Here is a 21,690-nt window from a genome sequence, read left to right as displayed (position 1 = left end):
TAAGTAAGAAAAAGGAAGAGCTCGAATATTATTCGTGTACTCTTCCTTTTTTATAAAATACAAAGGGGGTGAAGCTTCATGTTCTTGAACGCGTCCGATTACTTATGGTATAAACAATGCCCCAAAGCGTTTTGGTTTCACCAAAACGAGCCGGAAAAAATGGTCTCCAAAGCGACAGAGATTAGAACGCCAGAATCGTTTGAAGAGGTCATCGAAACGGCAAGAGGTTTATTTTCTGACGGCGTGCTTGTCGCTTACGACAACGACAAAACGAAGATGATTCAAGAAACCAAGCGGCTGTTGCAAGCGAGCACGGAGGCGATTTTTCAAGCGACTTTTGAACACGAGAGTGCGATTGCCGTGGTTGATGTTCTGTGCCAAACCGACGATGGCTGGTTTATTTACGCGATCAGTCCTTCAACCTCGCTCAAACCCCGTACGATCGACCGGATGGCGTATCAGTCGTTCATTTCGCGCCAGCATTTGAATATTACCGGCGTATTTGGGATTACACTCAACAACACATACGTGCGTCAAGGCGAACTGGACCTCGAGGCATTGTTTAATATCGAAGACGTCATCGACGAAGTCGAGTCGAGGCAAAGCCAAGTGGATCAGTCACTGGTACATATGAAAGAACTGATGCTGCGTAACAGTATCAAGTGCGACATTGGTCGCTATTGCAACAAATACGGCAAAGACGAACATGAATGCCCGGCGAAAGACCACTGCTGGTCGCATATCCCGGACTACTCGGTGTTCAACCTCTCTAGGATCGGCGACAAAGCGTTTGAGCTATATCACAAGGGGATCATCAGCGTCAGCGATATTATGGATGACGTTGCGCTATCAGCGGCGCAAGCCGAAGAAGTGAGCGTGTACAAAGAACAAAGAAGCGCAATCGATCGCACCCGGATCGCTGACTTTGTTGGCGCAATTAAGTACCCGGTATACTTTCTTGATTTCGAAACCTTTCAAATGCGAATTCCGCATTATGACGGGGTAAAACCGTATCAGCAAATGACGTTTCAATATTCGCTGCACATCCTCGAGCACCCCGGGGCATCGCTGATCCACAAAGAATTTCTAGCGAAGGAGGGTACGGATCCGCGCCGCGCGTTTGCAGATTCGCTTACAAGAGACATCCCCCGCGGCGCCACGGTGTTTGTGTACAGCCATTTTGAAAATATGATGTTAAAAACGCTGATGGCGCAGTTGCCGGAGTACGCGGATCATTTGCAGGCGATCATGGACAGATTCGTCGATTTGATTGTGCCGTTTCGCGACAAAGCGTATTTAACGCCGGAAATGCAGGGGAAAAGTTCGATTAAATACGTGCTTCCCGCGCTGTTTCCGGATGACCCGGATCTTAATTATCAAAACCTCAATATCCGAAACGGCGCCATGGCGATGACCGCCTATGAAGGGCTGCATCGCCTAACGGCACAAGAAGCAGCTCAGATCCGCCAGGATCTATTGGACTACTGCCGGCTTGATACGCTCGCCATGGTCAAGATATGGGAGCATCTGAAAATATTCATTGAGCTAAGTTAAACAGAAACAAGCATATCCTAGGCTATTATTAACGACAAAGCCCAGGGAAAGCATCCCAGGGCTTTGTCGACCGGTGCTTCCGGATTTACGCGAATTTTCTACAGGTTTACAGTGTGATCAATACAGGAGGTAGTATCAAAAGATTATAAATAAGCAACGTATTGCAAATTAATGAACTAAATCAACTTCCACTCAATCAAGCAGCTTACAAACTCCTAGCAAAAATACAAAAAAAAGACCAGACACAGCTCATAGAAGATGATCGGATTCATCTCGTGCAACTGATGGATTGGGGAATTAATCAATTCAGAGAAGACGAAATGAAGTGGATTACCCCAGATGAGTTGTGGAACCTTCTTATCCTCCTGGAAGATCGGCTGGACCCAAAAAAGATGATGAAGGAAGTATCGATGTGGGAAGAGGAGGAAGAAGAAGAAGATGAAGATGAAGATGACTCCTTATTTTTCGATGAGTCAATAATGTTTAAAAGACGATCCACTGGACGTAGCAATAGCGATCGTAAGCGGATGGATAGGGAAAAAAACGGGGCAGATGATCATTCAGATGAGATGGATGTAAAAGGGGTATACTCCGACCGAAACCAGATTTGGAGCGTAAATGGTTTTTTGGAACCAAATAAACTTTTGGAAAGTGAAAAAGTAAAGATTGGTTAACGATCAACAAAAACACGGGTCCTTAAAAGATCCGTGTTTTTGTTTACATAAGATTTGCGATTGCGCGGTTATACTCTTTTATTCGTAAATTGAGAATTGCAGAAAAGCCGCCTAGCGGATCATAGTTAAACTTGTCCGTCAAGATTGTAAGAGAACAATAATCAGTAAAATACGAAGCGAGCTAAATGTCACTCCGTATTTTTGTTATTGATTCAAATTATTTTGACCATGATGTCTATAAGGAGGTGCAAACAATGCGATACTCGCGTAGAAGAAGTAGCGGTGGTGGCGTTGTCACATTGCTCGTTATCTTGAGCATCATTTTCATTATCATCACAAGATTCTGGATTCCAGTAGTGATATTCCTTTTTTGTTTCGTCCCTTTGTACATTTGGGAGCGTAAGCAAGCCGATAAAAGAAACGAAAAATACCGGCAGCAGCTCAAAGATAAATACGGCACACAAAGCATCAGTACGGCTCTGATGATCGAGAGCATCAATAAGCTGCTGCTCTTTGAAAAACAACTGACCGCTGCCGAAAAGATACAAAAACGACAGCTGATGCAAGATTTTACGCAACTGATGGAGGAAAACGGAGTAGGGTACGTTTACTTCGTCAAAGCGCATGGCACGGATGGGATCAAAATCGGTAAAGCTGATGATCCGTTAAAACGTATTGTCAAAGGCTTCGGCGTTAAAATCCACGTTCAGCTAGAGCTTCTTTTTCTGATACGCACGCACAATCCTTATAAGACGGAACATCTTTTTCATCAGCATTTTCAGTCCAAACGAGTCAATGGAGAGTGGTTTAACCTTGAGTCGGAAGACATGGAATGGGTTCGATCGGCTGATTATCCGTCTGCAATCTATCAATCCATCAAACAATTATCTTAATCATTGGAGGGAAACAAATGAGCAAAGGGATCATTTCAGGGTTGAAAGGTCCTTTTACTGGGTGAATCTATAAGTGCTATATCCGTTGAAGATGCAGTTTGCTTTGAGCAGTATTGGGATGTACTCAAGGTGAGATAAATCAAGTAAAAGCTACAGTCAGAAAGCTTCGTGAGGAAGGCATGCCTAGAAGATACGCAACTAAATGGGGAATAGGGTAGGATTGAGTAGATAAGAGAGTCGATCATATAACTGGAGCGGACAAGCTAGTGCTTAAAGATTTACTGTTGGATGCGGTGGATGAAGAGACGCGGTTACAATTGAAGCAAAGATAAAAAACACTACACCGTCCCATAAACGGTGCAGATAACGATCAAGAAAGTGGACCGGATCTCCGGTCCACTTTCTTTAGTTACGGTTACAGCGGATACCGTAATAAAACTGGTGAAGAGAGACTTATCGTGGTAGGTGTAGACATTGCAAACTTCAAACATATCGCTCAAGCACAAGTCTTCCGCGGAGTCGAGTATGGGGGAATTATGATCTATTCTTTTTTTGTAGTACAAAAGATTTATAATACCTAATGTGGTAAAGTATTCAATAGGCGTATTCTATCGATTATTGTTTATATTTAACGCATAACATCGGAATTTAGGGTTCACAATTATTCTGTGAAAAAGGGTGTTCAAATGAATATCAAAACAAACATACAAAAGTTGAATCGAATAATATCGTTAATGGTATTGATCTTTTTTGTATTTTCTTATGGGATCGCATATGGGAAAGAAACATCAATTAAAGATAGAATTAATGTATTTGTCCAAAATGCAAACGTTAACTCATATTCAAGAGCGGATATCAACGAATTTTTGTCTTCAGTTGAAGATGATGAGGTCTATTTTATTGGTGTTACCGACCATTCGCAGAGTGCACCAACATTTATTTCTTCAGAAAAAGTTGGTGATGTACGTACCGATATTTTTAATCGTAATCTGACAAGGCAGCAAATAGAGAACAGCTCTGACATTCGTCAAAAAATGAAGGACTATCAGATGATTTGGATGACTGATTATCAGAACAGGGATTACTTGATTTTATTTAAAGAAAAACTAGCTATTAAGCAAAATTTCATTCCTCCATGGCTTTATGTGGTGGTAGGGATTCTGATTGTAAGCTTTTTGTTTTGGTTGTTTAAACCTAATAAGAAGATTATTGGGGAATTGGACGAACATACGGGCAACACTCCGGAACCTGCAATAATTGAAACCCCAATCCCTTATGAGGAGGCAGCAGTAATAATAGAAGAAGATGATGTAATTGTTATTGGGAATTTCGGATATAGTCATGGACTTTTACATGAAATAAAAACTAGACGTATCGTACTTGCTCACATAATGAATTACCTTGAAGAAAATAAGAGAACGTTACATAGACTTAGTGATATAACGGTAGATGAATTAAATCGACAAATTGATGATTGTAATAAGTTTTGTGATAAAAATGACTTTGAAACATCCTCAATGATTAGTGATTTACGTAATAAACATTCAATCAATACCAGAGAAATTTCAAGAATTGGATATGATCGCAATTCAATCGACAGCTATGTTAATGAAATGAAAAAGGTAGCTTTGGAGACCACAGTAGAAGAACTGACAATACTTGACATTATTAGTATCTGTAGAAAAGTATCGAATATGGCAGTGGACTGTTTTAAAATGCAAAAGAAATTGGATGAATTGAGGGGGGAAGCTACCCAAATAAGATATATACTTTTAAGTAAAAATTCGAATTTTGTAATGAGTCAAAGCAATATTACGTATAAATTCGATCTTCCATTTGAAACAATGAATCAAATTTTTGCCGGGATTAGTGAGCTTCTTGATACAAAGGTTTCCAAAATTATCAATACACGCTTGCAATATTACTTTAATGAGTTGAATGGTTCTATGGATGGGTTCGTAACAAGCTTTAAAAATATTGCAGAACAAATTTCTACAATCAAAAATCAAAATAATCTTTCAATGGAGCAACAACAAATCTTCTATGAAAACACATTGAAACAACTATCAGAATATAAAGGTGATATTCAAAAATGTATCATTGATAAAATAAGCGAAGTGGAAGATAGAGTTGAGCATATCAATCTAAGTGGCATAGAACAGATAAAGCATAGTGAGCAATTGTTATCAAGCCAAGCAAATGACTTCTACAGCGTCATTAGAATCTTGTCGGATTTACATAAAGAGGCTGTGGAGATTAATAAAAAAGACAAAACTGCTTTCGAAATCATCTCAGAAAACAATGTAATAGGTGAAAGGATAGCAAATGCCATTGAAAATGCTCAATCAAGTGTAACATTAACTGTCTATAATTTAGTCGAGGAGAAAACGATAGATTTACTCCGGCAAAAACAAGATATTTCAATTTGTATCCTTCTGGATAAGCAGGCACTACATGATAATTTATTTGGTAGGAAGGAAAATCAGCATTCAAATAAAAACTCATCTAGCTATAAAAACCGAAAAGTTGCAAAAAAACTAAAAGAATTAAATGATATGGAGCATGTCGAAATAAAATTATGGAGTACCGAGGGTCGAGGAATAATGCATAGAAAAGAAATCATTGTAGACGAGGAAATTACGTTATCTGGTTCAGCTAATTATTCTGTAAATGCTTTTAATTTCAACATAGAACGACTTTATGTATTTAAAGATAAAGAGATCAATCAGAAACATTTAGATGATTTCAGATTGCTTTGGGATACATCTGAATCGGCAACCAATTTAATTAATTCAGGGGTGTTTTCTTAATGAAAAAGGTACTCACCGCAGTAATGATTCTATTCATCTTGGCAGCTAGCATTAATTCAGGTTGGTGGTATTACAAATTTAACGCAGAAGTTAATGCAAATGCAGAAGTATTACAAAAAGACGAAATCGATAATTATGTGGAGAAAAACGAATATAAAATTCTTGAAACTCGTTATCAAAAACTCAAAGTAGCAGAGGAAAACAGAAATGAGCAATTAAAGAAACAGAGCTCGAGTCAATTAGGTATGGGACTAGTTATCCCAAGTGCATTAAATATAAGGAAAGATCCAAGTACCAACTATGATCCGGTAGGTTATTTTGTTCAAAACGCGATAATTGATGTAAGGGATGTATCCAACCCAGATTGGTATAAGATTCAAATTAATTTAAAAAAATTAGTGAGAACGGATAAGCTGGATGGGAATAAACTTATTCAATTTACGACAAAGAAGGGAGAGGTTGTTTGTTATATTAATGAAAAATATATTGAAGATGGAGAATTAAATAAAAGTGATCTTTATCTTCGAAGCAAATATATTGGTAAAACTGATGATAAATATGTTTTCGTTGACTTACCGGAGAACCCAACTAAACCGTTCCGATATGGGAATTTGTTTTATGATTACAATTTTGCGAAAGTATTACAAAATGAAATATGGTCTAAGCTTGGAAATCGATTGATACAAAAAGGATATGACGGTGTATCTGTTGAAAGCGCGCCTCGTAAAGATGTTGTTGATAAAATGCAAAGTGGATATTATGATGCCGTTGAAACTCCACCACTTGAATATATTGCAGCTAATTTAATAAATGATTTTTACTTACCTTTTGGGAAAATTATAACTAAGGCGAATAACTCCAGCGAATATACAGGAATCTTCATCTCAAATAAAAATTCACAAATAATAACCCCAAATGATATTAAAGGTAAAAGAATTGTATTGAACAAGCCGTCCTCAGCTTCAGGATATTCAATTCAAAAGTATTACCTTCTGCACGAATATGGTATTGATATTGATAAAGATTGTATAATAGTTAGTAAAAAAGAAATCGATCCGGAAAGTAAAACTGATTATTTTGAGCATAATGAAATCCCGCTCGTTGTGGCAAAAGGGTATGCTGACGTGGGTTTTGTCGGTAACTTTGTGATAGAAACAAACACATTCAAGGATTTTCAATATTATTTAACAAATAAATCACTGCCTTATAGTGTTGCCGGTATTGATACTCAGGAAAAACTTGATAAGTATTTTGATGATAATTTAAAGCCTCTCTATCTTTTAGGCATTCAGCCATTAACTAATAATCCACATTTATTAAAAAAGGAAATTTATCAAGATAATGATTTTTTAAAAGACTTTATGAAAGTAGTATCAGAGGCGTATCAGCAGTTTAACGAAGAATCAGGACTAACTACATCAGAAAAGGGAGACTACGATTTTGCCAAGGAGCTATACTTGTATTTGGAAAATCAAAAAGATAACAAGTCGATCAGTTCACCTGAGTCGGTAGTAAAGGAAACCGCGATAGATACCGCTAAAAGGGAATTCACTTCAATAATTGATATAAAAGAAGAGTGGAAGGGAAAGAGCGTTCAGATAAAAGCTTCTATTAGTGAAATTAATATAAAAAATAATAATGCCTTTTTAGAGGTGAAAGATGATAATGGACTTATTAAAATCGTTATATTTGGAAATGTGGGATTTGAATCGAGTAAATTAATGAAAGGGGACACCCTTGTTATTAAAGGGAAAGTAGACGTTTATAATGGTGAACTTGAGATTTTGCCGCAATCAAAAGAAGATATCCTCTTAGAAAAATAAAGTCAAGATAAGACGTCACAATCTGACGTCTTATCTTTTTTATTGTCTTTATCGTAATTGTTTTAATAAATGTTTTCATCTAGCGAGCCAAATTAACCAATCTGCAGCTGCAATTTGAAGCAGAATTTGTTTTTTCTGCCCAGATCAGCGCTTTTGCCGGCTTGACTGAAAATAAAATCGCCAACTACCATGGATCCAACATCGCCCGGAAGCGGGGGATTCGATTAGCTAAGAAATGGTTTTTAGTGACCGGTGGTCCGGAAGAAGAGCTAACCCCCCAGGCGGACACCTTGCAAGTAGAGGATTTGGCTGATGAGTATACGCGTGGATTAGAGTGCGAAATTTATAGCGTCGAAAGCCCAGAAGCAGCACTGGAGATGTTAATGCGTAGATCAACAAAACCACTATATTTGATTTCAAATAAAACATATACATATCAGAACATGAGGAAAGAGTGTCGGTAGCCTGAAACATGTTTTATATTGTTTGTGTGTAAAATTAGTTAAACAAACATATCGTAACAAAACACGGATCCATGTCGATTCGTGTTTTGTAGCTATAGGCGGCATATACGGTATGATTATATCATCGATAAATTAGTCGGCTGCACAAAGGTTTTCGAAATCATCCACTGGAAGGACTAGAGCCTGATTTAATCGATTTTTAATTTCTTGACCACCGGGAATCATCGGCAACATGTTAAAATAGTTTCTTATTGCAAAATTTATTCCTGCAAGGCAAGTTTTAGCTTTGATCCAGTTCTGCGGACTAAACACACGATTCAGTGGCTGTGGTTGGTTTACAGATGCTTCCAAGCCGTGTTTAAACTGAGACCAATAATTTTCATGATTTCATCGACTATTTTGCATTGTTTCACCTTCTCCAGAGCGCGGTAAGGACTCGAACGCGAACTGGTTTGATGGCTTTGCTCTTTGCTGTGCCAGCCAGGAGCACTTTTGCCGCCGGCAACGAATTTACTTATACCTTGTCAAAGGATTTACACCCAAATACACCAGTTCCAATACCTTTGGCAACATCTATACGCTCGGCTCTGACAGTTGCAAAAAGAAAAGCTTCTTTATGATAGATACGAGCGGAAAGAAAAAAAGGACCCTCGCAATGGGTGTCACAAAGCCTGCCGATTTTATAATTGGCGAGGATCAAAACATCGCCTATGATCTTACCGGCAAACAGATCTGGTAAACGCCGGTGCCCGTTTATAATTGGGGCGTTTATAATATGGAGCTGTTAGAGGACGGAAGCCTTAAGGTGGAGCCGAAGCAAGAAAACCAAAACAGCACTAATTTATGTTTGCTTGAAGTGAACCCGCATGATTCATTCATATAAACGGAAGCACCGTTAGCCTTCACAATGTGTGGGCTAAAGGTGCTTTTCTTTTTTCCTAAAGGAGATGTATTAATATGAAACTTAATAAGGCTTTAAGCGATGCGCAGTTAACGCTTTGCTTGCTTAATCAAAAGAACATTCAAATTCATTTTTTCGGCGAAAAATCATGTGAGTATGAAGGACCGATTATAAGTTTTGATGAATGGTCGATAAAAACCGCAGATGGTTATTACGTACGAGCGCAATGCAACGTTTACTTGGGGAAAAAGTGACCAAACTGCGGTCCTGTCCGCATCTCGCTCGGACAAATTAAGCTAATGAGCTTATACTTATCCTCCTTATTCCAGGTATAACTCCAACATCAATCACTTTCCTAATTCGAAGCATAACTTGTCTTCTCATGATGTGATCTAACTTCATCTCTGTAATAACATCGACAATGCTATTATGGAACATCAATGCGAATTTACCTGTATACCTAGAGCGAATGGCTGCTTCAATAGCTTGGATGACTAAACAGAAACCTTCTGCTTCTATTTCTGTTTTAAATTCAATTAAATCGTATAATTTATCATCAGGATTCAATGGATTGTAACCTAGAATACGGACCCGGTTAAACTCTTGAGTATAGGTAATTGAGAACATACCTAACTCGCCCCCTTCTTCAAGGAGGAAACAAATGCACGCGCCTCTTCTTCAGTATGAAACGAATGTAACTGGTACACTTGTCCCAAACCATCCGCAATTTCTTCAGCCTCATTTGCTGTTACGAAAATTGTGAAGGTCTTTTCTATATCGTATTGATATATGACATGCCAACACTTCGGATCGGTAGAGACTTCTATTTCACTCATGGTCAGGATTGATTCGACTTTGTAAATCGGACATTCTTTTCCAAGGCATGAGTGAGGAAATAACGCACAGGTGTTTTCACAGTAATCTTCAAAAATCCGCAGTATCTTATAATAGTCTTCTACAGGCATTAACAAATTGTTATCCATATCATTTTTCCTTTTCACTTGTATTGCCGGCGTTTATAAGCATACAAACGGAAAAAGTTTTTTGTCAAACTAGCTATCTTTCGAAAGTAGCAGCAACTTGAAGGGAAAACATTTTTCATTGAAAATGAAGAACGAATATGGAGATTGAATTAGAGCTATTTTAGCAAAAAAATAAATATATCAACTTTTTTTGATTAAACCATTGACTGGCAGTCATTGCCACAACATCAAGTTGAACTCGATCAAAAATCACGCACGGCTTGGATGTGGATTGAACGAGACAATAAGCTAGGTATTGTACAGCAGCTTACCGGAAGTTGGACACGGAAGAAAGCTGTCGTTTCAGAAGCAGTAAACGAGGTATGCTGTGGCTGCTGCGTCGTTACTTCATAAAGTAGGTGATCAAGGTGAAAATAGAAATACCAGTTAACATTACAACAGCTTCAGCTGTTTCATTTGAAGCATATGAACAGAAATTTAAAGCGTTGGCGGACCAAAAGCGTCTACAAATTATGTATGAGCTTTGTCAGCGTGGAAATACATGTGTTTGTGATCTAACCGAAATCGTGGATATGCCACAATCCAAGCTCTCTTACCATTTAAAGATTTTACTCGATGCCAACTTAATTAAAAAAGAAACCAAAGGCACCTGGAGTTATTACGAGCTAAATTCGGATGAAATTGGATCGTTACTCTCCGAGCAGCTGTGCTGTATTTTTAGACCAAGCGATAAATCATCCGGTTGTTGCTAATTTTTTTTAACCATATAATCAAAAAAAATTGATGAAGGAGTGTTTACGTATGAAAATGCACGTAGCCATTAATGTAAGGAATTTGGAGCAATCGCTGGAGTTTTACAAAAAGTTGTTTAATGCAGAGCCGACTAAAGTCAAAGAAAACTACGCCAAATTCGAGCTTGATAATCCTGCCTTGCATTTTTCGTTGAACGTTCGCCCGTACGAAAACCGTGGTGTTTTGAATCATTTCGGCTTCCAAGTACAAAACACGGAAGAAGTGCTGGCTACAAAAGAACGTTTGCAAGAAGCTGGACTGGTTTCGTTCGATGAAATGAATACAACATGTTGCTACGCGGTGCAGGATAAGATTTGGGTATCGGATCCGGAAGGTAATCCGTGGGAAGTTTTCTACACCAAAGAGGATAGTGAGTTTGAAGCCGCAGAAGAACACGTGAGTGCACAACAAGATGTTTGCTGTGTCACACCTGCACCTCAAAAAGTGGAGCTAACAGAAATGCGCGTGAAAAATAAATGCTGCTAATTACTAATTCATGCCCGCTGGATACTGGTGGGCTTTTTTATGAAATTCATTATTTACAATAGATTAATATATAATCCGTTGATTATATAAGGAGATCATTATATGATTATGACATGATTTCGATAAGATGAGGTGATGATATGAGAAAGCCATTGCGCATTTATTTTTTATCGATTTATAGCCGGTGTCGAACCCAAATGGCGGAAGCATTCGCTAAGCACTTTGCGGGCGATCAGATTATCGTTGAGAGTGCAGGTTTGGAAGAAAGTGAAATTCATCCCTTGGCAATTGAAGTCATGCAAGAGGTTGGAATCGATATTTCTTCCTACCAGCCCAAACGGATCGATATGAAGTTCTTCACGAGTGCAAACATCGTCGTAAAGCTATGCGAAAAGGCGAATGAACGCTGTCCGGTCGTTCCATTTGAAATACTGAATGTTCAATGGGAAATAACAGATCCGACTCCAAAGGCTGACGAACATGGTAACATTGACGAGTTTCGGGTTGTACGGGATGAAATCAAAGAAAAAGTGCTTCAGCTGCTGAATGAACAGCGGGTGATTGGTGCATAAGGAGATTTTCAATGGAACAAATTCAAGTGTTGGCAGATCAGATTAAATTGCTTGGCGACAAGACTCGTCTTACGATGTTAGCGATGCTGAAGGAGCGGGCACTCTGCGTATGCGACCTTGTCGAGTTTCTCGAGACATCGCAACCAAACGTCAGCCAGCATCTACGAAAGCTAAAAGATGCGGGGCTCGTTAACGAAGCAAGAAAAGGGCAATGGATTTATTACTCGCTTAATATCGAAGACAAACCTTATATCAGCACCATTTTAAGCCACATCCCGTCCTTGAAAGAAAAGATCGATAAATTAAAGAATGATTGCTGCGAGTGATTTGGGGGTTCGACATGACGATAATAGCTTTTCTAATTTTTTTGATCACTTTAACGTTTGTAATTTGGCAACCAAAGGGGCTTAATATCGGCTGGTCAGCAAGCGGTGGTGCGATTCTTGCTTTAATATTCGGGGTCGTTAGTTTTGCAGATGTCGGTACCGTAACCGGCATTGTGTGGAATGCAACACTCGCCTTTGTTGCAATCATTTTGATCTCACTTATTTTAGATGAGATTGGTTTCTTTGAATGGGCTGCCTTGCATATGGCACGACTTGCAAGAGGCAACGGTAAGCTGATGTTTGTGTACGTTGTACTCCTGGGCGCAGCCGTAGCAGCATTCTTTGCTAATGATGGTGCAGCACTTATATTGACACCGATTGTTCTGGCGATGGTACGTGCGCTTAAATTTGACCAGCGGATGATATTACCGTTTATCATGGCAAGTGGATTTATTGCGGATACGACGTCGTTGCCGCTTGTGGTCAGCAACCTTGTTAACATTGTATCCGCTGATTATTTTGGTATCGGGTTTGTGGAATATGCCAGCCGGATGATTATTCCGAATCTGTTCTCTCTACTGGCAAGCCTTCTGGTCTTATTCCTGTTCTTCCGTAAGAGCATCCCCGGCAACTATGATTTGAAACAGCTAAAAAAGCCTGCCGATGCCATTAAGGATATGAAGATGTTTAAACTGTCATGGATCATCTTAGCGGTTCTTCTCGTTGCCTATCTTGTAAGCCAGTTCATCCATGTTCCGGTTTCTGTCATTGCAGGTGTAGTTGCAGTGTGGTTTATAATTGCAGCAAGACGTAGCCCAGCCATTCATACATGGAAGCTAGTAAAAGGCGCTCCATGGGCGGTTGTGATCTTCTCCATTGGTATGTATGTCGTTGTATATGGGCTTCGTAATGTTGGACTTACTGACGAACTCGGAGATGTCATTCAAGCCATGGCTGATAAAGGACTCTTTGTCTCCACGTTAGGCATGGGTTTCCTTGCAGCGATATTGTCTTCGATCATGAACAACATGCCAACGGTTATGATTGATGCCCTTGCTATTAAAGGGACGGCAACGGGAGGCGTTATTCGGGAGTCACTTGTGTACGCCAATGTGATCGGTAGCGATCTAGGTCCGAAGATTACGCCGATTGGTTCTTTGGCAACTCTATTATGGCTACATGTGCTATCGCGTAAGGACGTGAAAATCACATGGGGCAACTACTTTAAGACGGGCATTATATTGACAGTTCCGACGCTCTTTATTACGCTTTCTGGACTTTATCTGTGGCTGCACTTAATCAACTCGACAAGCATAAACGTTTGGGTTTTGATTGCTGTAATCATGGTAATTACAATTGCAGTTGCCTTGCTAGTTAAAGCAATATTCGGTCCTAAAAAAGAACGTCTTGATGAAGTTGTTCAAATAAAACAAATACACAACAAGGGAGATCGACCATAATGAACAAGCCACTCGTTTACTTTCTATTTACAGGAAACTCATGCAGAAGCCAAATTGCCGATGGGTTTTTAAAAGCGCTCGGCGGCGATAAATATGAGGTGAAAAGCGCAGGGCTTGAAGCTCATGGTTTAAACCCACGCGCTGTACAAACAATGAAGGAAGCGGGCATCGATATTTCCAACCACACATCTGATGTCATTGATCCTGAAGTTTTAAAGGAAGCTGATTACATTATTACGCTTTGCGGTCATGCAAATGATAATTGCCCTGTTGTACGTAATGACAAAGCCGAAAGATGGCATTGGGGCTTCGACGATCCTGCTAAAGCAACAGGAACAGAGGAAGAAATCACAGCAAAATTCCGTGAAGTTCGTGAGTCGATAAAAGATCGCATTGAGCAATTTGTGAAAGAAGGTAAATAAATCGATGTCGCAGGAAAAGAATTATCACGCTCTACACGAAAACAAGATCTTCATGGGCGGGGCTGCCGACGTTGAAGCTATGGTGAAAAACGAAGGCGTTGAAGTAATCGTCGACCTACGAGCCGAAGCAACAGCGTGCGCTTATCCGGAAGCCGGTGTGAAGTGGATTCAAGTACCGCTCGAAGATAACACCGAGGATCTAGAGGTGGAACTGTTCGAACAAGCCATTAATTACGTCCTGGAAGCTTATAAAGGCGGCAAAAAGGTGGGCTTTCATTGCGGAGGTGGCAAAAGCAGAACAGGAACCGTTGCAGCTGGTACGCTTCTCGCTTTAGGTGAATCCACTTCATTGGACGAGGCTGAACAAAAAGCAAAAAGTATTCGTTCCATAATAAACATTAAACCTCCACAACGGGAGGCACTCGTAAAACTTTATTCAATTAATTAAGCAGAAAAGGATGGCTGTTTGCCATCCTTTTTGTTTTATCTCAATAAAAATTGGTTAGTTCCAAAAACAAGTAGATGTAGATATAGGAACGTTTGTTCTGGTATAATAAAAGTACCACTTCATAAAGGGTGATGATTATGGACAACGTTCAACTGGAATTGATTGAACAGCAAGCACACCAAGTCAGTCTCAATTTTCGAAACCGATATAGGCGACCCAAACCAAGCTTAGAACAGGCAGATCGAGATAAAATAATCGACGTGTTGGTGGAGTCATTAGGGTTGCGTTGTACTGTCCATTTACGCCTATATCATGAGTTTGAAGATTGCAGTGTTATTGGAGTTATAGATAAAATCAATCCGTATTCAAGGTTGTTCTTAGTTGATGGTGAATGGTTTGATATCGAGGACATTATTGAAGCTAATACCGAGAAATAGCCAAAGAATTACTTTGCCCGCTTTGACTCAAAGGACACAGGGATCCCTGGAAACAGATTAATCTTACCAGCATCTGTTTATATCATGGAATCAACATGGATGGTATGCTGAAAATGGTGATACTTCATGATACACAAACCAATTAAACCAATGTTGCTTCATAAGTTAGAATCTGTTCCTACAGGTGACAGCTATATTCATCAGCTTAAGCTCGATGGTCATCGTTGCATTCTTTCTTTCAGTAAATCCAAGGGATTTCGTCTTTTTACCAGGCATCAAAATGATTGCACTAGGCAATATCCTGAACTGAGCAGCGCCAATCTAGATGCTGACGAAGTTGTCTTAGATGGTGAAATGGTCGCCATCGTGGACGGAAAGCCTTGCTTTGAAACACTGATGGAACGGTTCCATACATCGAAGTCCATCGACCGTCTTACCGCTTCAAAGCCGGTATCGTTCGCAGCATTCGATATTCTCTATTTGAACGGTAGGGATCTAACCAAGCTGAAGCTTACAGACAGGCTCGATATTGTGAAAAAGGTGATTGAACCATCTAAAGTGATAACGGTATGCGATTCGTTTGAGGATGGGGTACAGTTGTTCAACGCCACCAAGCAGCTGGGACTTGAGGGAATAGTGTCGAAGTCTAAAAACTCACGTTATTATCCAGATTTGCGTAGTCCCCATTGGATTAAGGTAAAGAACTACCTGTTCGATGTAGTTCAAATCGGCGCGATCCGAAAATCCGAATTCGGTTGGTCGCTCATGAAGGACGGTCGCCATGTAGGGGTTACAGAGTTTGTTCCTCCTGGCGAACGCAGAACTTTTTCGAAAATCGCGCAACAGCTCGTCCGTGGCGAAGATAAGAACTGGATTTACCTTCATCCCCACATTAATTGCAAGGTGAAGTTTCAATGCTATACGAAGCAGAACCTGCTTAGAACACCTAGCTTTGTAGAATTCATCATATAGCTAACGTTGATTAAATACCGGTAAACGTTAGTATCAAAAGAACGAAGGCAGCCGTCCCAAAAGGAACGGCTGCCTTCATCCAATTTTCGTGTAGTTTAACTGAAAAAAACGAGGCTCACCAGGAGCCTCGTTTTTTCTTGCCACAAGCGCTGCCTCCAAGAATTAGTGGAGGCAGCGCTTGTTTTGATTTTTTAGCGATACCTGGGGTCGATTAATTAACAAATAACGATGCAACCGAGTATCCAAGGTGATTTGTTTATTTTAGAACTCTCCTTGCAAAGAGATACTTCTCTTTCCAGTACGGTTTATTCATATCCGTCAAAAATACATTTGATGTAGGCAGACAATGTACGATCTTCTGTTTGCCAGCATAAATGGCTACGTGACCGACGCTGCTTCTTACGGGATTTCGATCCGGGACATGATAAAAAATTAAATCGCTAGGACGTAGATCCGCCTTGCTTACTTCTATGCCCTGTTTGGCTTGCTCTTGAGAGGTGCGGGGTAGTTTAACGCCAACCTTAGCAAAAACCATCTGCGTATACTGGGAGCAGTCTATCTCAAGTGGAGGTGGATTACGTCTAAACTGAATGCCAACAAAGCTGCTGGCATATTTGAGCAATTTGGTTGCATGGTTAGGCACGCCTGGACGGCGTGTTTTATTTCGCATAGATTGTCGTTTCCCCCTCTCACACCATATTTTATGTAAGGAATGATCAAGTTGAAATTTTTCTAAATAAAATCCATATTAGCCTGTGATCTAATCTCATCCAATACTGGCTAAAGCATAAGTTAGTATGTGGGAAAGGAGATGATTTCCGTTGAAGAAGAAAAGACGCTGTCAAGGTAAGCCTAAAGCACATGTATCTGCGACGTATAAAAAAATAACTGTTTCGGTACCGGACGCACCTACCGGTGAGAACTTACCGGCTTCAATGTCGTTTTACGTGGATACGAGGTTCACAACAGCTCAAGTTAATACAATTCGTACAATGATCGGTAATGTTCTAGCCTTTTGGAGAGATCATTTTCAAGAGGTAGATGAAACTGGGCATTCAAGGTATCAATCCTGCGTAAATAAGTACGCCAAATTTAACCTAGCCCCTGTTTGGTTTGAGGAGAAACTTGCAACTGGCAGTGCAGCGGCAGCTGTGCAAATGGATGGTTTTACAACGCAGATTCGAGCGAACGGGTTTGGGCAAGCTGCCAAAGCCTATATAATGTACGCAAAATCATCAACGAATTCGATTGCTAAAGGAGTTAATGCTTCTGATCCTGAAACAAGTTCGTTAACCGTAACCGTGAATCCAACAACGATTTCCAAAACAACCATTGCAACTTCTAATAAGGTAGGCGCACTACAACATGCGTGGCTTCATCGTGAGGGTTATCGTCATCCGGCAGGCAAGTACACATCCTATGCGGCTGGTGAATGCAGCATGTGTGTGATGCGTGGCAATAAGAATAAAGTTTCTGGACAAAGTGATAGTGTGTACACAAAATATTTAGACTAACAGCATTAACCAACCATGGGACAACTCAATAGAGTTGTCCCATTTTTTGCAATGCGGCAGAAAAAGCCGATCCACGAAGCAAATTCATCTACCGTAATTTTCCTTTTATTTTCTTACATGACTTGCTATATTGGTACTAAAGTCATGCTTCTGGGGGAGAACTATGGTTGAAGTGAAGTTTTCTGATTCTTATACGCTCCGACATTTTATTGATATTTGCGAGCAGATAGAGAAGCAAAAAAAATACGCAATAAGAACTGGATCAATTGTGTTTGATTTAAGTGGAACGACATTTGTTGATCCATTTGGTATGGTTACATTAATTGGTTTAAGTCGTCATTTGTATAATGTTCATCGTATTCATTCGAATATTATTCTGCCAGATGGTGATGCTGGTGCCTACATGGAGCGTGGTGGATTTAATTCACTTCCAGATCAGTTTATTAAAGTTGAACGTAAAAAGAAGATGAGCGAATATTTTAAGAAGAATCATAATATGGGCGTTCTGAGGTTTTTTTCTGCCGAATCAGATATTAAGTCCATTAATGCGGAGTTTGAGAGTTGGATGGAAAGCAATTCTTTTTCCGAGTCTGAAATTCACAGTCTTACGACTTTCGTTTCGGAAATGGTTCAAAATGTGTGCCAACATAGCGCGACCCCACAACAAGGTGTTGCCTGCATTCAAGCTTATAAAACGAAAAAAGGTGAAGATTTTTTATCTTGGGCTATTGGTGATTCTGGAATTGGAATTCGCCAGAGTTTAATTGAGTCAGGTATGCAAGAGATGAATGGAGTATCGGAAGAACGAGTAATTCGTGATGTGATTATGAAAGGTATATCTCGATTCCAGGACGACCCAACCCGTGGAAATGGGCTATCTCGCCTTTACCGTGGAGCGGACAAGCGTGGAGCTGTATTATTCGTTCATTCACATTCAGGTTTATTCGGTCTAAACTTGGACAGAAATAAACCAAAGAAGTTGGAAGTTAAAGTTCCATTAGTCTCAGGAACGAATATTGGCTTCCACCTGCATGGACGTACTTGACAAGCCTATAGACGGTTGTGTATAGTCTAGTTGTAAGCAGCTTCACGGAAGTAGATGAAGGAGAATGCGGTATGGATTTTTTTGAATTTAAAATAGCTCAGAGTTTCGGTGAGCAGCTTTGGGGTAGAGAGCAAGGTAAACTAATACGTGATACGATAATCGATGCGTTTACGAAACAATTGAAGAAAGTTCTACTGCTCAATTTTACAGGTGTAAACCGTATTGATTTTTCATGCGCAAGTGAGATTGTATCTATTCTCATTCTTCGACTGCCAGGTGAATTAAAAGGCAGACATGTTATTTTGTCAGGGCTGAGCGAGTTCGTAGAAGAGAACATAGATGCTGCTCTTTATAAAGTAGAGCTGTGTAGCTTAGTTGTATTGGAGAACGGTTCCTGGAAGATGATCGGGAAATTCAGCGATACATTAGTTCAAACCCTTGAAAAAGTCATCGAAATGGGACAAGCTGATACACCGACTTTAGCTGCAGCATTGAACATAGCTGTAACAAGTTGCAATAACCGCTTAAAAACGCTTGTTACACTCGGTGTAGTCGGTAGAGAAGAGCAAACAGCTCCAACCGGCGGCAAGCTGTTTATCTATAAATCAATAATTTAATTTTTTTTACAGTCTGATTCATCTGAAAATATGAATCAGAAAAACAAGATGAAGCCGTGAAAGGAGGTGAGTATGTGTATATCGATTTAAGAGGCGGGCTTATGAAGTTGTTTTTCGTATCAATTGTAGGGGGGTGTATGTTTACCTTGGTTTTAGTACCGATGCTGGAGTCTAGCTTTAATCGCATGTTTGGCACAAATGTTACGGTTAAACATGAAGCAGAAGTAACAAAAATTACAGGTGATAATGCAGTGATTCAGTGGGAAGATCATATGTCCTTTGATCACAGCTCCTATTCAATACACCAAGCAACAATCAACATTGAAAAATATCGTCTCGTCAGAATTGGCGACACGTTTGATATTGCTGTTACGACATCAGGAATTATGCATCAGACCGGGTCAAACGATGAAGAGAAGATTGACGTAAAAGATCACAATTTAAGTTACTGGACTTATTTGTGGAGGGCTACATTTGGGCGAGGTCATACTTAAAAATATAGGGGGGCTTCATTTGAAGACTAGTTACAAGATTTTGGCAATCGATGGCGGGGGGATGAAAGGGCTGTACACAGCGGTTATCCTCGAACAGTTTGAAAAAGAATACGGTCCCATTCATCGGCACTTCAACCTGATATGTGGAACTTCAACGGGCGGCATCATTGCATTAGCATTAGCAGCCGGGATTCCAGCTTCCGATGTCGTGAAATTTTACATCGAGAAAGGACCGTTAATTTTTCCGTACCACAGCAAATGGAAGCTGAAATATCATTGGTTGAAATCCGTACTGCTACGTTCAAAATACAAGCAGAATGATATTAAATCTGCTCTTGAAGAGGTGCTGGGAGATAGGCGAGTCAAAGACTGTTTGACAACGGTACTTATCCCTACGACGAACATAACGACGGGTAAGCCTTACGTTTTCAAATCCGATCACACGCCAAGGCTCTCTCGAGATAAGAATCGACTACTTACAGAAGTTGCGCTTGCAACATCAGCAGCTCCGACGTATTTCCCAATAGTTGAATTGGAAACCCAAGAAGGGATAGAACAATTCGTCGATGGTGGAATATGGGCTAACAATCCTGCGTTACTGGGCATTACTGAGTTTTTAGCGAATTATAAAAACGATAATCGCTATGAAGGCTACAGCTTACTGTCGGTACCCACGCTACACGAGCATGTTAAGCTCCCGTATCCTTGGGACATTAATAAGCGCATGCCGTTTATCAAATGGGGCGATAAACTGCTTTCATTGATGATCGATTCACAGAGTGCTGCTATCGATAATTTTATCAGTTATTTACTGAAGTCTTCTGCTCAAGACAAATATGTGCGTATAAATAGCGCAAATCTTTCGTCGGATGAGCGAGATTTTATCGCACTTGATCGGGCATGTCCGGAATCGCTTCAAATAATGGTGAAACACGGAAAGCAATCAGCTGCGGAATGGATTGCATCAGATAATTTGAAAATGTTTTTTTTGAAAAACGAAGCCGAAGCCAAGGAGGCAATTTAAAAAATGTCAAACTGTCATGATCTATTCACTACTTTCCATGAGAAAATTTATCTCCATCCAGACAAAAAGAAAAGCTTACGAGCATCTCGTAACGCCGTCCGAAGCAAGATCAAGAAGTATTTCAAAGATGAGCTTAATCTTGCTGAGCCAAAGTTTTACGGGCAGGGCTCGTACATGATGAACACGACTGTCACTCCAATTGACGGTGAATATGACATCGACGATGGTATTTATCTTCAACATTTAACAGATAAAGAGGACAAAGATTGGGAGACACCTGCTACAGTTCATCGCTGGATTGTCAAAGCTGTAGAAGGGCATACGGACACTGCTCCTGTGGATAAAAACACATGCGTACGTGTGATTTATAAAAAGCAGTATCATGTCGATCTTCCCATTTATGTAAAGACCGGTGATCATCCAAAGCTAGCTCATAAGTCAAAGGGTTGGATCGACAGTGATCCCAAGGAACTGACGAAGTGGTTCAATGGGAAGGTCACCGACAAAGGTGAGCAGCTCAAACGAGTTGTTCGCTACTTAAAAGCGTGGAAAGATTTAAAGGACGGTGACCCAAAGTTACCAAGTGGAATGATCCTCACAATATTGGCAGCTGAGCATTTTGTATCGGATCATCCAGATGACGACGATGCAGCGCTTATCGCTACAGCAAAAGCTATCCATAAGGCGCTAACCGATTCCTATTCACTTAAGCGACCTGTTTTTCCAAGTGAGGAATTGCTCTCGGATTGGTCCGATTCAAGACGTGATAACTTTCTTACAAAGCTCGACAATTTGGTCAAGAAAGGCGAACAGGCAATAGCAGAGGGTGATAAAACTAAAGCTTCGAAGAAATGGATCGAAGTGTTTGGTGATCGTTTCCCAGAATATCAGTCGACCAATTCAACTGTGAAGGAAACGAGTTCGGTATACAAATCCAATGCTCCTGCGATATTAGGTAACCATGGAAGATCGGCTTAGT

The 21,690-nt window shown here is 40.1% G+C and carries 24 protein-coding genes; 21 read left to right on the top strand and 3 right to left on the bottom strand.

The window, feature by feature from the left end:
- Window positions 1–78: 78 nt before the first annotated feature.
- From AC50Y3_RS18500 to AC50Y3_RS18475, 6 genes are all read left to right on the top strand, one after another.
- The gene (locus tag AC50Y3_RS18500; protein ID WP_494820202.1) at window positions 79–1,554 is read left to right on the top strand and encodes a DUF2779 domain-containing protein; all 1,476 of its coding nucleotides are present in this window, start codon (window positions 79–81) and stop codon (window positions 1,552–1,554) included.
- A 161-nt stretch (window positions 1,555–1,715) separates the two neighbouring features.
- Window positions 1,716–2,228 (top strand): hypothetical protein, encoded by a 513-nt coding sequence (locus AC50Y3_RS18495; RefSeq protein WP_494820201.1) that lies wholly within the window; start codon window positions 1,716–1,718, stop codon window positions 2,226–2,228.
- Window positions 2,229–2,482: 254 nt separating this feature from the next.
- Complete coding sequence (locus AC50Y3_RS18490) at window positions 2,483–3,121, top strand: GIY-YIG nuclease family protein (protein WP_494820200.1); 639 nt, start codon at window positions 2,483–2,485, stop codon at window positions 3,119–3,121.
- A gap of 686 nt (window positions 3,122–3,807) precedes the next feature.
- Entirely contained in the window at window positions 3,808–5,931 is a 2,124-nt protein-coding gene (locus tag AC50Y3_RS18485) for a phospholipase D-like domain-containing protein (RefSeq protein WP_494820199.1), read from the top strand.
- The gene (locus AC50Y3_RS18480) at window positions 5,931–7,754 is read left to right on the top strand and encodes a PhnD/SsuA/transferrin family substrate-binding protein (RefSeq protein ID WP_494820198.1); all 1,824 of its coding nucleotides are present in this window, start codon (window positions 5,931–5,933) and stop codon (window positions 7,752–7,754) included. Before AC50Y3_RS18485 ends, AC50Y3_RS18480 begins: the two co-directional genes overlap by 1 nt.
- Before the next feature lie 1,421 nt (window positions 7,755–9,175).
- A complete protein-coding gene (locus AC50Y3_RS18475) occupies window positions 9,176–9,373 on the top strand; it encodes a hypothetical protein (RefSeq protein WP_494820197.1) in 198 nt (65 codons plus the stop codon).
- A 37-nt stretch (window positions 9,374–9,410) separates the two neighbouring features.
- On the opposite strand, the gene AC50Y3_RS18470 is transcribed toward AC50Y3_RS18475, so the two are convergent.
- Window positions 9,411–9,746: a hypothetical protein gene (locus AC50Y3_RS18470; RefSeq protein WP_494820196.1), complete on the bottom strand. Its 336-nt coding sequence runs from the start codon at window positions 9,744–9,746 to the stop codon at window positions 9,411–9,413.
- A 2-nt stretch (window positions 9,747–9,748) separates the two neighbouring features.
- Complete coding sequence (locus AC50Y3_RS18465) at window positions 9,749–10,102, bottom strand: hypothetical protein (protein ID WP_494820195.1); 354 nt, start codon at window positions 10,100–10,102, stop codon at window positions 9,749–9,751.
- Between the two features lie 413 nt (window positions 10,103–10,515).
- Here AC50Y3_RS18465 and AC50Y3_RS18460 point away from each other — a divergent pair, with 413 nt between their 5' ends.
- The 9 genes from AC50Y3_RS18460 (at window position 10,516) to AC50Y3_RS18420 (ending at window position 16,017) form a co-directional block, all read left to right on the top strand.
- On the top strand, window positions 10,516–10,854 hold the full coding sequence (locus AC50Y3_RS18460) for an ArsR/SmtB family transcription factor (protein ID WP_494820377.1): 339 nt from the start codon (window positions 10,516–10,518) through the stop codon (window positions 10,852–10,854).
- Between the two features lie 49 nt (window positions 10,855–10,903).
- Window positions 10,904–11,380, top strand: coding sequence for an ArsI/CadI family heavy metal resistance metalloenzyme (locus tag AC50Y3_RS18455; protein ID WP_494820194.1), 477 nt, complete (start codon window positions 10,904–10,906; stop codon window positions 11,378–11,380).
- A gap of 140 nt (window positions 11,381–11,520) precedes the next feature.
- Entirely contained in the window at window positions 11,521–11,952 is a 432-nt protein-coding gene (locus AC50Y3_RS18450; protein ID WP_494820193.1) for an arsenate reductase ArsC, read from the top strand.
- 11 nt (window positions 11,953–11,963) lie between these two features.
- On the top strand, window positions 11,964–12,278 hold the full coding sequence (locus AC50Y3_RS18445) for an ArsR/SmtB family transcription factor (protein ID WP_494820192.1): 315 nt from the start codon (window positions 11,964–11,966) through the stop codon (window positions 12,276–12,278).
- Between the two features lie 14 nt (window positions 12,279–12,292).
- Window positions 12,293–13,738 carry an arsenic transporter gene (locus AC50Y3_RS18440; protein ID WP_494820191.1) on the top strand — a complete coding sequence of 482 codons (1,446 nt, stop codon included), beginning with the start codon at window positions 12,293–12,295 and terminating at the stop codon, window positions 13,736–13,738.
- Window positions 13,738–14,160 (top strand): arsenate reductase (thioredoxin), encoded by a 423-nt coding sequence (gene arsC, locus AC50Y3_RS18435; protein WP_494820190.1) that lies wholly within the window; start codon window positions 13,738–13,740, stop codon window positions 14,158–14,160. Before AC50Y3_RS18440 ends, arsC begins: the two co-directional genes overlap by 1 nt.
- Before the next feature lie 4 nt (window positions 14,161–14,164).
- Complete coding sequence (locus tag AC50Y3_RS18430; RefSeq protein WP_494820189.1) at window positions 14,165–14,608, top strand: protein-tyrosine phosphatase family protein; 444 nt, start codon at window positions 14,165–14,167, stop codon at window positions 14,606–14,608.
- Window positions 14,609–14,745: 137 nt separating this feature from the next.
- Window positions 14,746–15,045, top strand: a complete 300-nt coding sequence (locus AC50Y3_RS18425; RefSeq protein ID WP_494820188.1) for a YolD-like family protein — start codon at window positions 14,746–14,748, stop codon at window positions 15,043–15,045.
- A gap of 126 nt (window positions 15,046–15,171) precedes the next feature.
- A complete protein-coding gene (locus tag AC50Y3_RS18420; RefSeq protein WP_494820187.1) occupies window positions 15,172–16,017 on the top strand; it encodes an ATP-dependent DNA ligase in 846 nt (281 codons plus the stop codon).
- 256 nt (window positions 16,018–16,273) lie between these two features.
- Here AC50Y3_RS18420 and AC50Y3_RS18415 read toward each other — a convergent pair whose 3' ends face one another.
- Window positions 16,274–16,687 (bottom strand): C40 family peptidase, encoded by a 414-nt coding sequence (locus AC50Y3_RS18415; protein WP_494820186.1) that lies wholly within the window; start codon window positions 16,685–16,687, stop codon window positions 16,274–16,276.
- 151 nt (window positions 16,688–16,838) lie between these two features.
- On the opposite strand from AC50Y3_RS18415, the gene AC50Y3_RS18410 reads away from it, so the two are divergent.
- The 6 genes from AC50Y3_RS18410 to AC50Y3_RS18385 all read left to right on the top strand — a co-directional run bounded on the left by AC50Y3_RS18410 (window position 16,839) and on the right by AC50Y3_RS18385 (window position 21,689).
- Complete coding sequence (locus AC50Y3_RS18410; protein WP_494820185.1) at window positions 16,839–17,531, top strand: hypothetical protein; 693 nt, start codon at window positions 16,839–16,841, stop codon at window positions 17,529–17,531.
- Window positions 17,532–17,694: 163 nt separating this feature from the next.
- Window positions 17,695–18,576, top strand: coding sequence for a hypothetical protein (locus tag AC50Y3_RS18405; protein WP_494820184.1), 882 nt, complete (start codon window positions 17,695–17,697; stop codon window positions 18,574–18,576).
- A 71-nt stretch (window positions 18,577–18,647) separates the two neighbouring features.
- A complete protein-coding gene (locus AC50Y3_RS18400; protein WP_494820183.1) occupies window positions 18,648–19,193 on the top strand; it encodes a hypothetical protein in 546 nt (181 codons plus the stop codon).
- A gap of 74 nt (window positions 19,194–19,267) precedes the next feature.
- On the top strand, window positions 19,268–19,687 hold the full coding sequence (locus tag AC50Y3_RS18395; protein WP_494820182.1) for a hypothetical protein: 420 nt from the start codon (window positions 19,268–19,270) through the stop codon (window positions 19,685–19,687).
- 19 nt (window positions 19,688–19,706) lie between these two features.
- Window positions 19,707–20,711, top strand: a complete 1,005-nt coding sequence (locus AC50Y3_RS18390) for a CBASS cGAMP-activated phospholipase (protein ID WP_494820181.1) — start codon at window positions 19,707–19,709, stop codon at window positions 20,709–20,711.
- A 3-nt stretch (window positions 20,712–20,714) separates the two neighbouring features.
- Entirely contained in the window at window positions 20,715–21,689 is a 975-nt protein-coding gene (locus AC50Y3_RS18385; RefSeq protein ID WP_494820180.1) for a CBASS cGAMP synthase, read from the top strand.
- Window position 21,690 lies beyond the last annotated feature (1 nt).

It is taken from the genome of Paenibacillus sp. J22R98 (assembly GCF_059383835.1).
Note: the sequence above shows the minus strand (reverse complement) of the source record. Positions and strands in the feature narration are given on the sequence as shown.

What these genes read in the sequence shown, in the direction of transcription:
- AC50Y3_RS18450 (WP_494820193.1), top strand. Translation starts at nt 11,521, where the DNA reads ATGAGAAAGCCATTGCGCATTTATTTTTTATCGATTTATAGCCGGTGT.
- AC50Y3_RS18465 (WP_494820195.1), bottom strand. Translation starts at nt 10,102, where the DNA reads ATGGATAACAATTTGTTAATGCCTGTAGAAGACTATTATAAGATACTG.
- AC50Y3_RS18500 (WP_494820202.1), top strand. Translation starts at nt 79, where the DNA reads ATGTTCTTGAACGCGTCCGATTACTTATGGTATAAACAATGCCCCAAA.
- AC50Y3_RS18385 (WP_494820180.1), top strand. Translation starts at nt 20,715, where the DNA reads ATGTCAAACTGTCATGATCTATTCACTACTTTCCATGAGAAAATTTAT.
- AC50Y3_RS18480 (WP_494820198.1), top strand. Translation starts at nt 5,931, where the DNA reads ATGAAAAAGGTACTCACCGCAGTAATGATTCTATTCATCTTGGCAGCT.
- AC50Y3_RS18420 (WP_494820187.1), top strand. Translation starts at nt 15,172, where the DNA reads ATGATACACAAACCAATTAAACCAATGTTGCTTCATAAGTTAGAATCT.
- AC50Y3_RS18455 (WP_494820194.1), top strand. Translation starts at nt 10,904, where the DNA reads ATGAAAATGCACGTAGCCATTAATGTAAGGAATTTGGAGCAATCGCTG.
- AC50Y3_RS18430 (WP_494820189.1), top strand. Translation starts at nt 14,165, where the DNA reads ATGTCGCAGGAAAAGAATTATCACGCTCTACACGAAAACAAGATCTTC.
- AC50Y3_RS18485 (WP_494820199.1), top strand. Translation starts at nt 3,808, where the DNA reads ATGAATATCAAAACAAACATACAAAAGTTGAATCGAATAATATCGTTA.
- AC50Y3_RS18440 (WP_494820191.1), top strand. Translation starts at nt 12,293, where the DNA reads ATGACGATAATAGCTTTTCTAATTTTTTTGATCACTTTAACGTTTGTA.
- AC50Y3_RS18405 (WP_494820184.1), top strand. Translation starts at nt 17,695, where the DNA reads ATGGTTGAAGTGAAGTTTTCTGATTCTTATACGCTCCGACATTTTATT.
- AC50Y3_RS18415 (WP_494820186.1), bottom strand. Translation starts at nt 16,687, where the DNA reads ATGCGAAATAAAACACGCCGTCCAGGCGTGCCTAACCATGCAACCAAA.
- AC50Y3_RS18470 (WP_494820196.1), bottom strand. Translation starts at nt 9,746, where the DNA reads ATGTTCTCAATTACCTATACTCAAGAGTTTAACCGGGTCCGTATTCTA.
- AC50Y3_RS18425 (WP_494820188.1), top strand. Translation starts at nt 14,746, where the DNA reads ATGGACAACGTTCAACTGGAATTGATTGAACAGCAAGCACACCAAGTC.
- AC50Y3_RS18445 (WP_494820192.1), top strand. Translation starts at nt 11,964, where the DNA reads ATGGAACAAATTCAAGTGTTGGCAGATCAGATTAAATTGCTTGGCGAC.
- arsC (WP_494820190.1), top strand. Translation starts at nt 13,738, where the DNA reads ATGAACAAGCCACTCGTTTACTTTCTATTTACAGGAAACTCATGCAGA.
- AC50Y3_RS18475 (WP_494820197.1), top strand. Translation starts at nt 9,176, where the DNA reads ATGAAACTTAATAAGGCTTTAAGCGATGCGCAGTTAACGCTTTGCTTG.
- AC50Y3_RS18490 (WP_494820200.1), top strand. Translation starts at nt 2,483, where the DNA reads ATGCGATACTCGCGTAGAAGAAGTAGCGGTGGTGGCGTTGTCACATTG.
- AC50Y3_RS18400 (WP_494820183.1), top strand. Translation starts at nt 18,648, where the DNA reads ATGGATTTTTTTGAATTTAAAATAGCTCAGAGTTTCGGTGAGCAGCTT.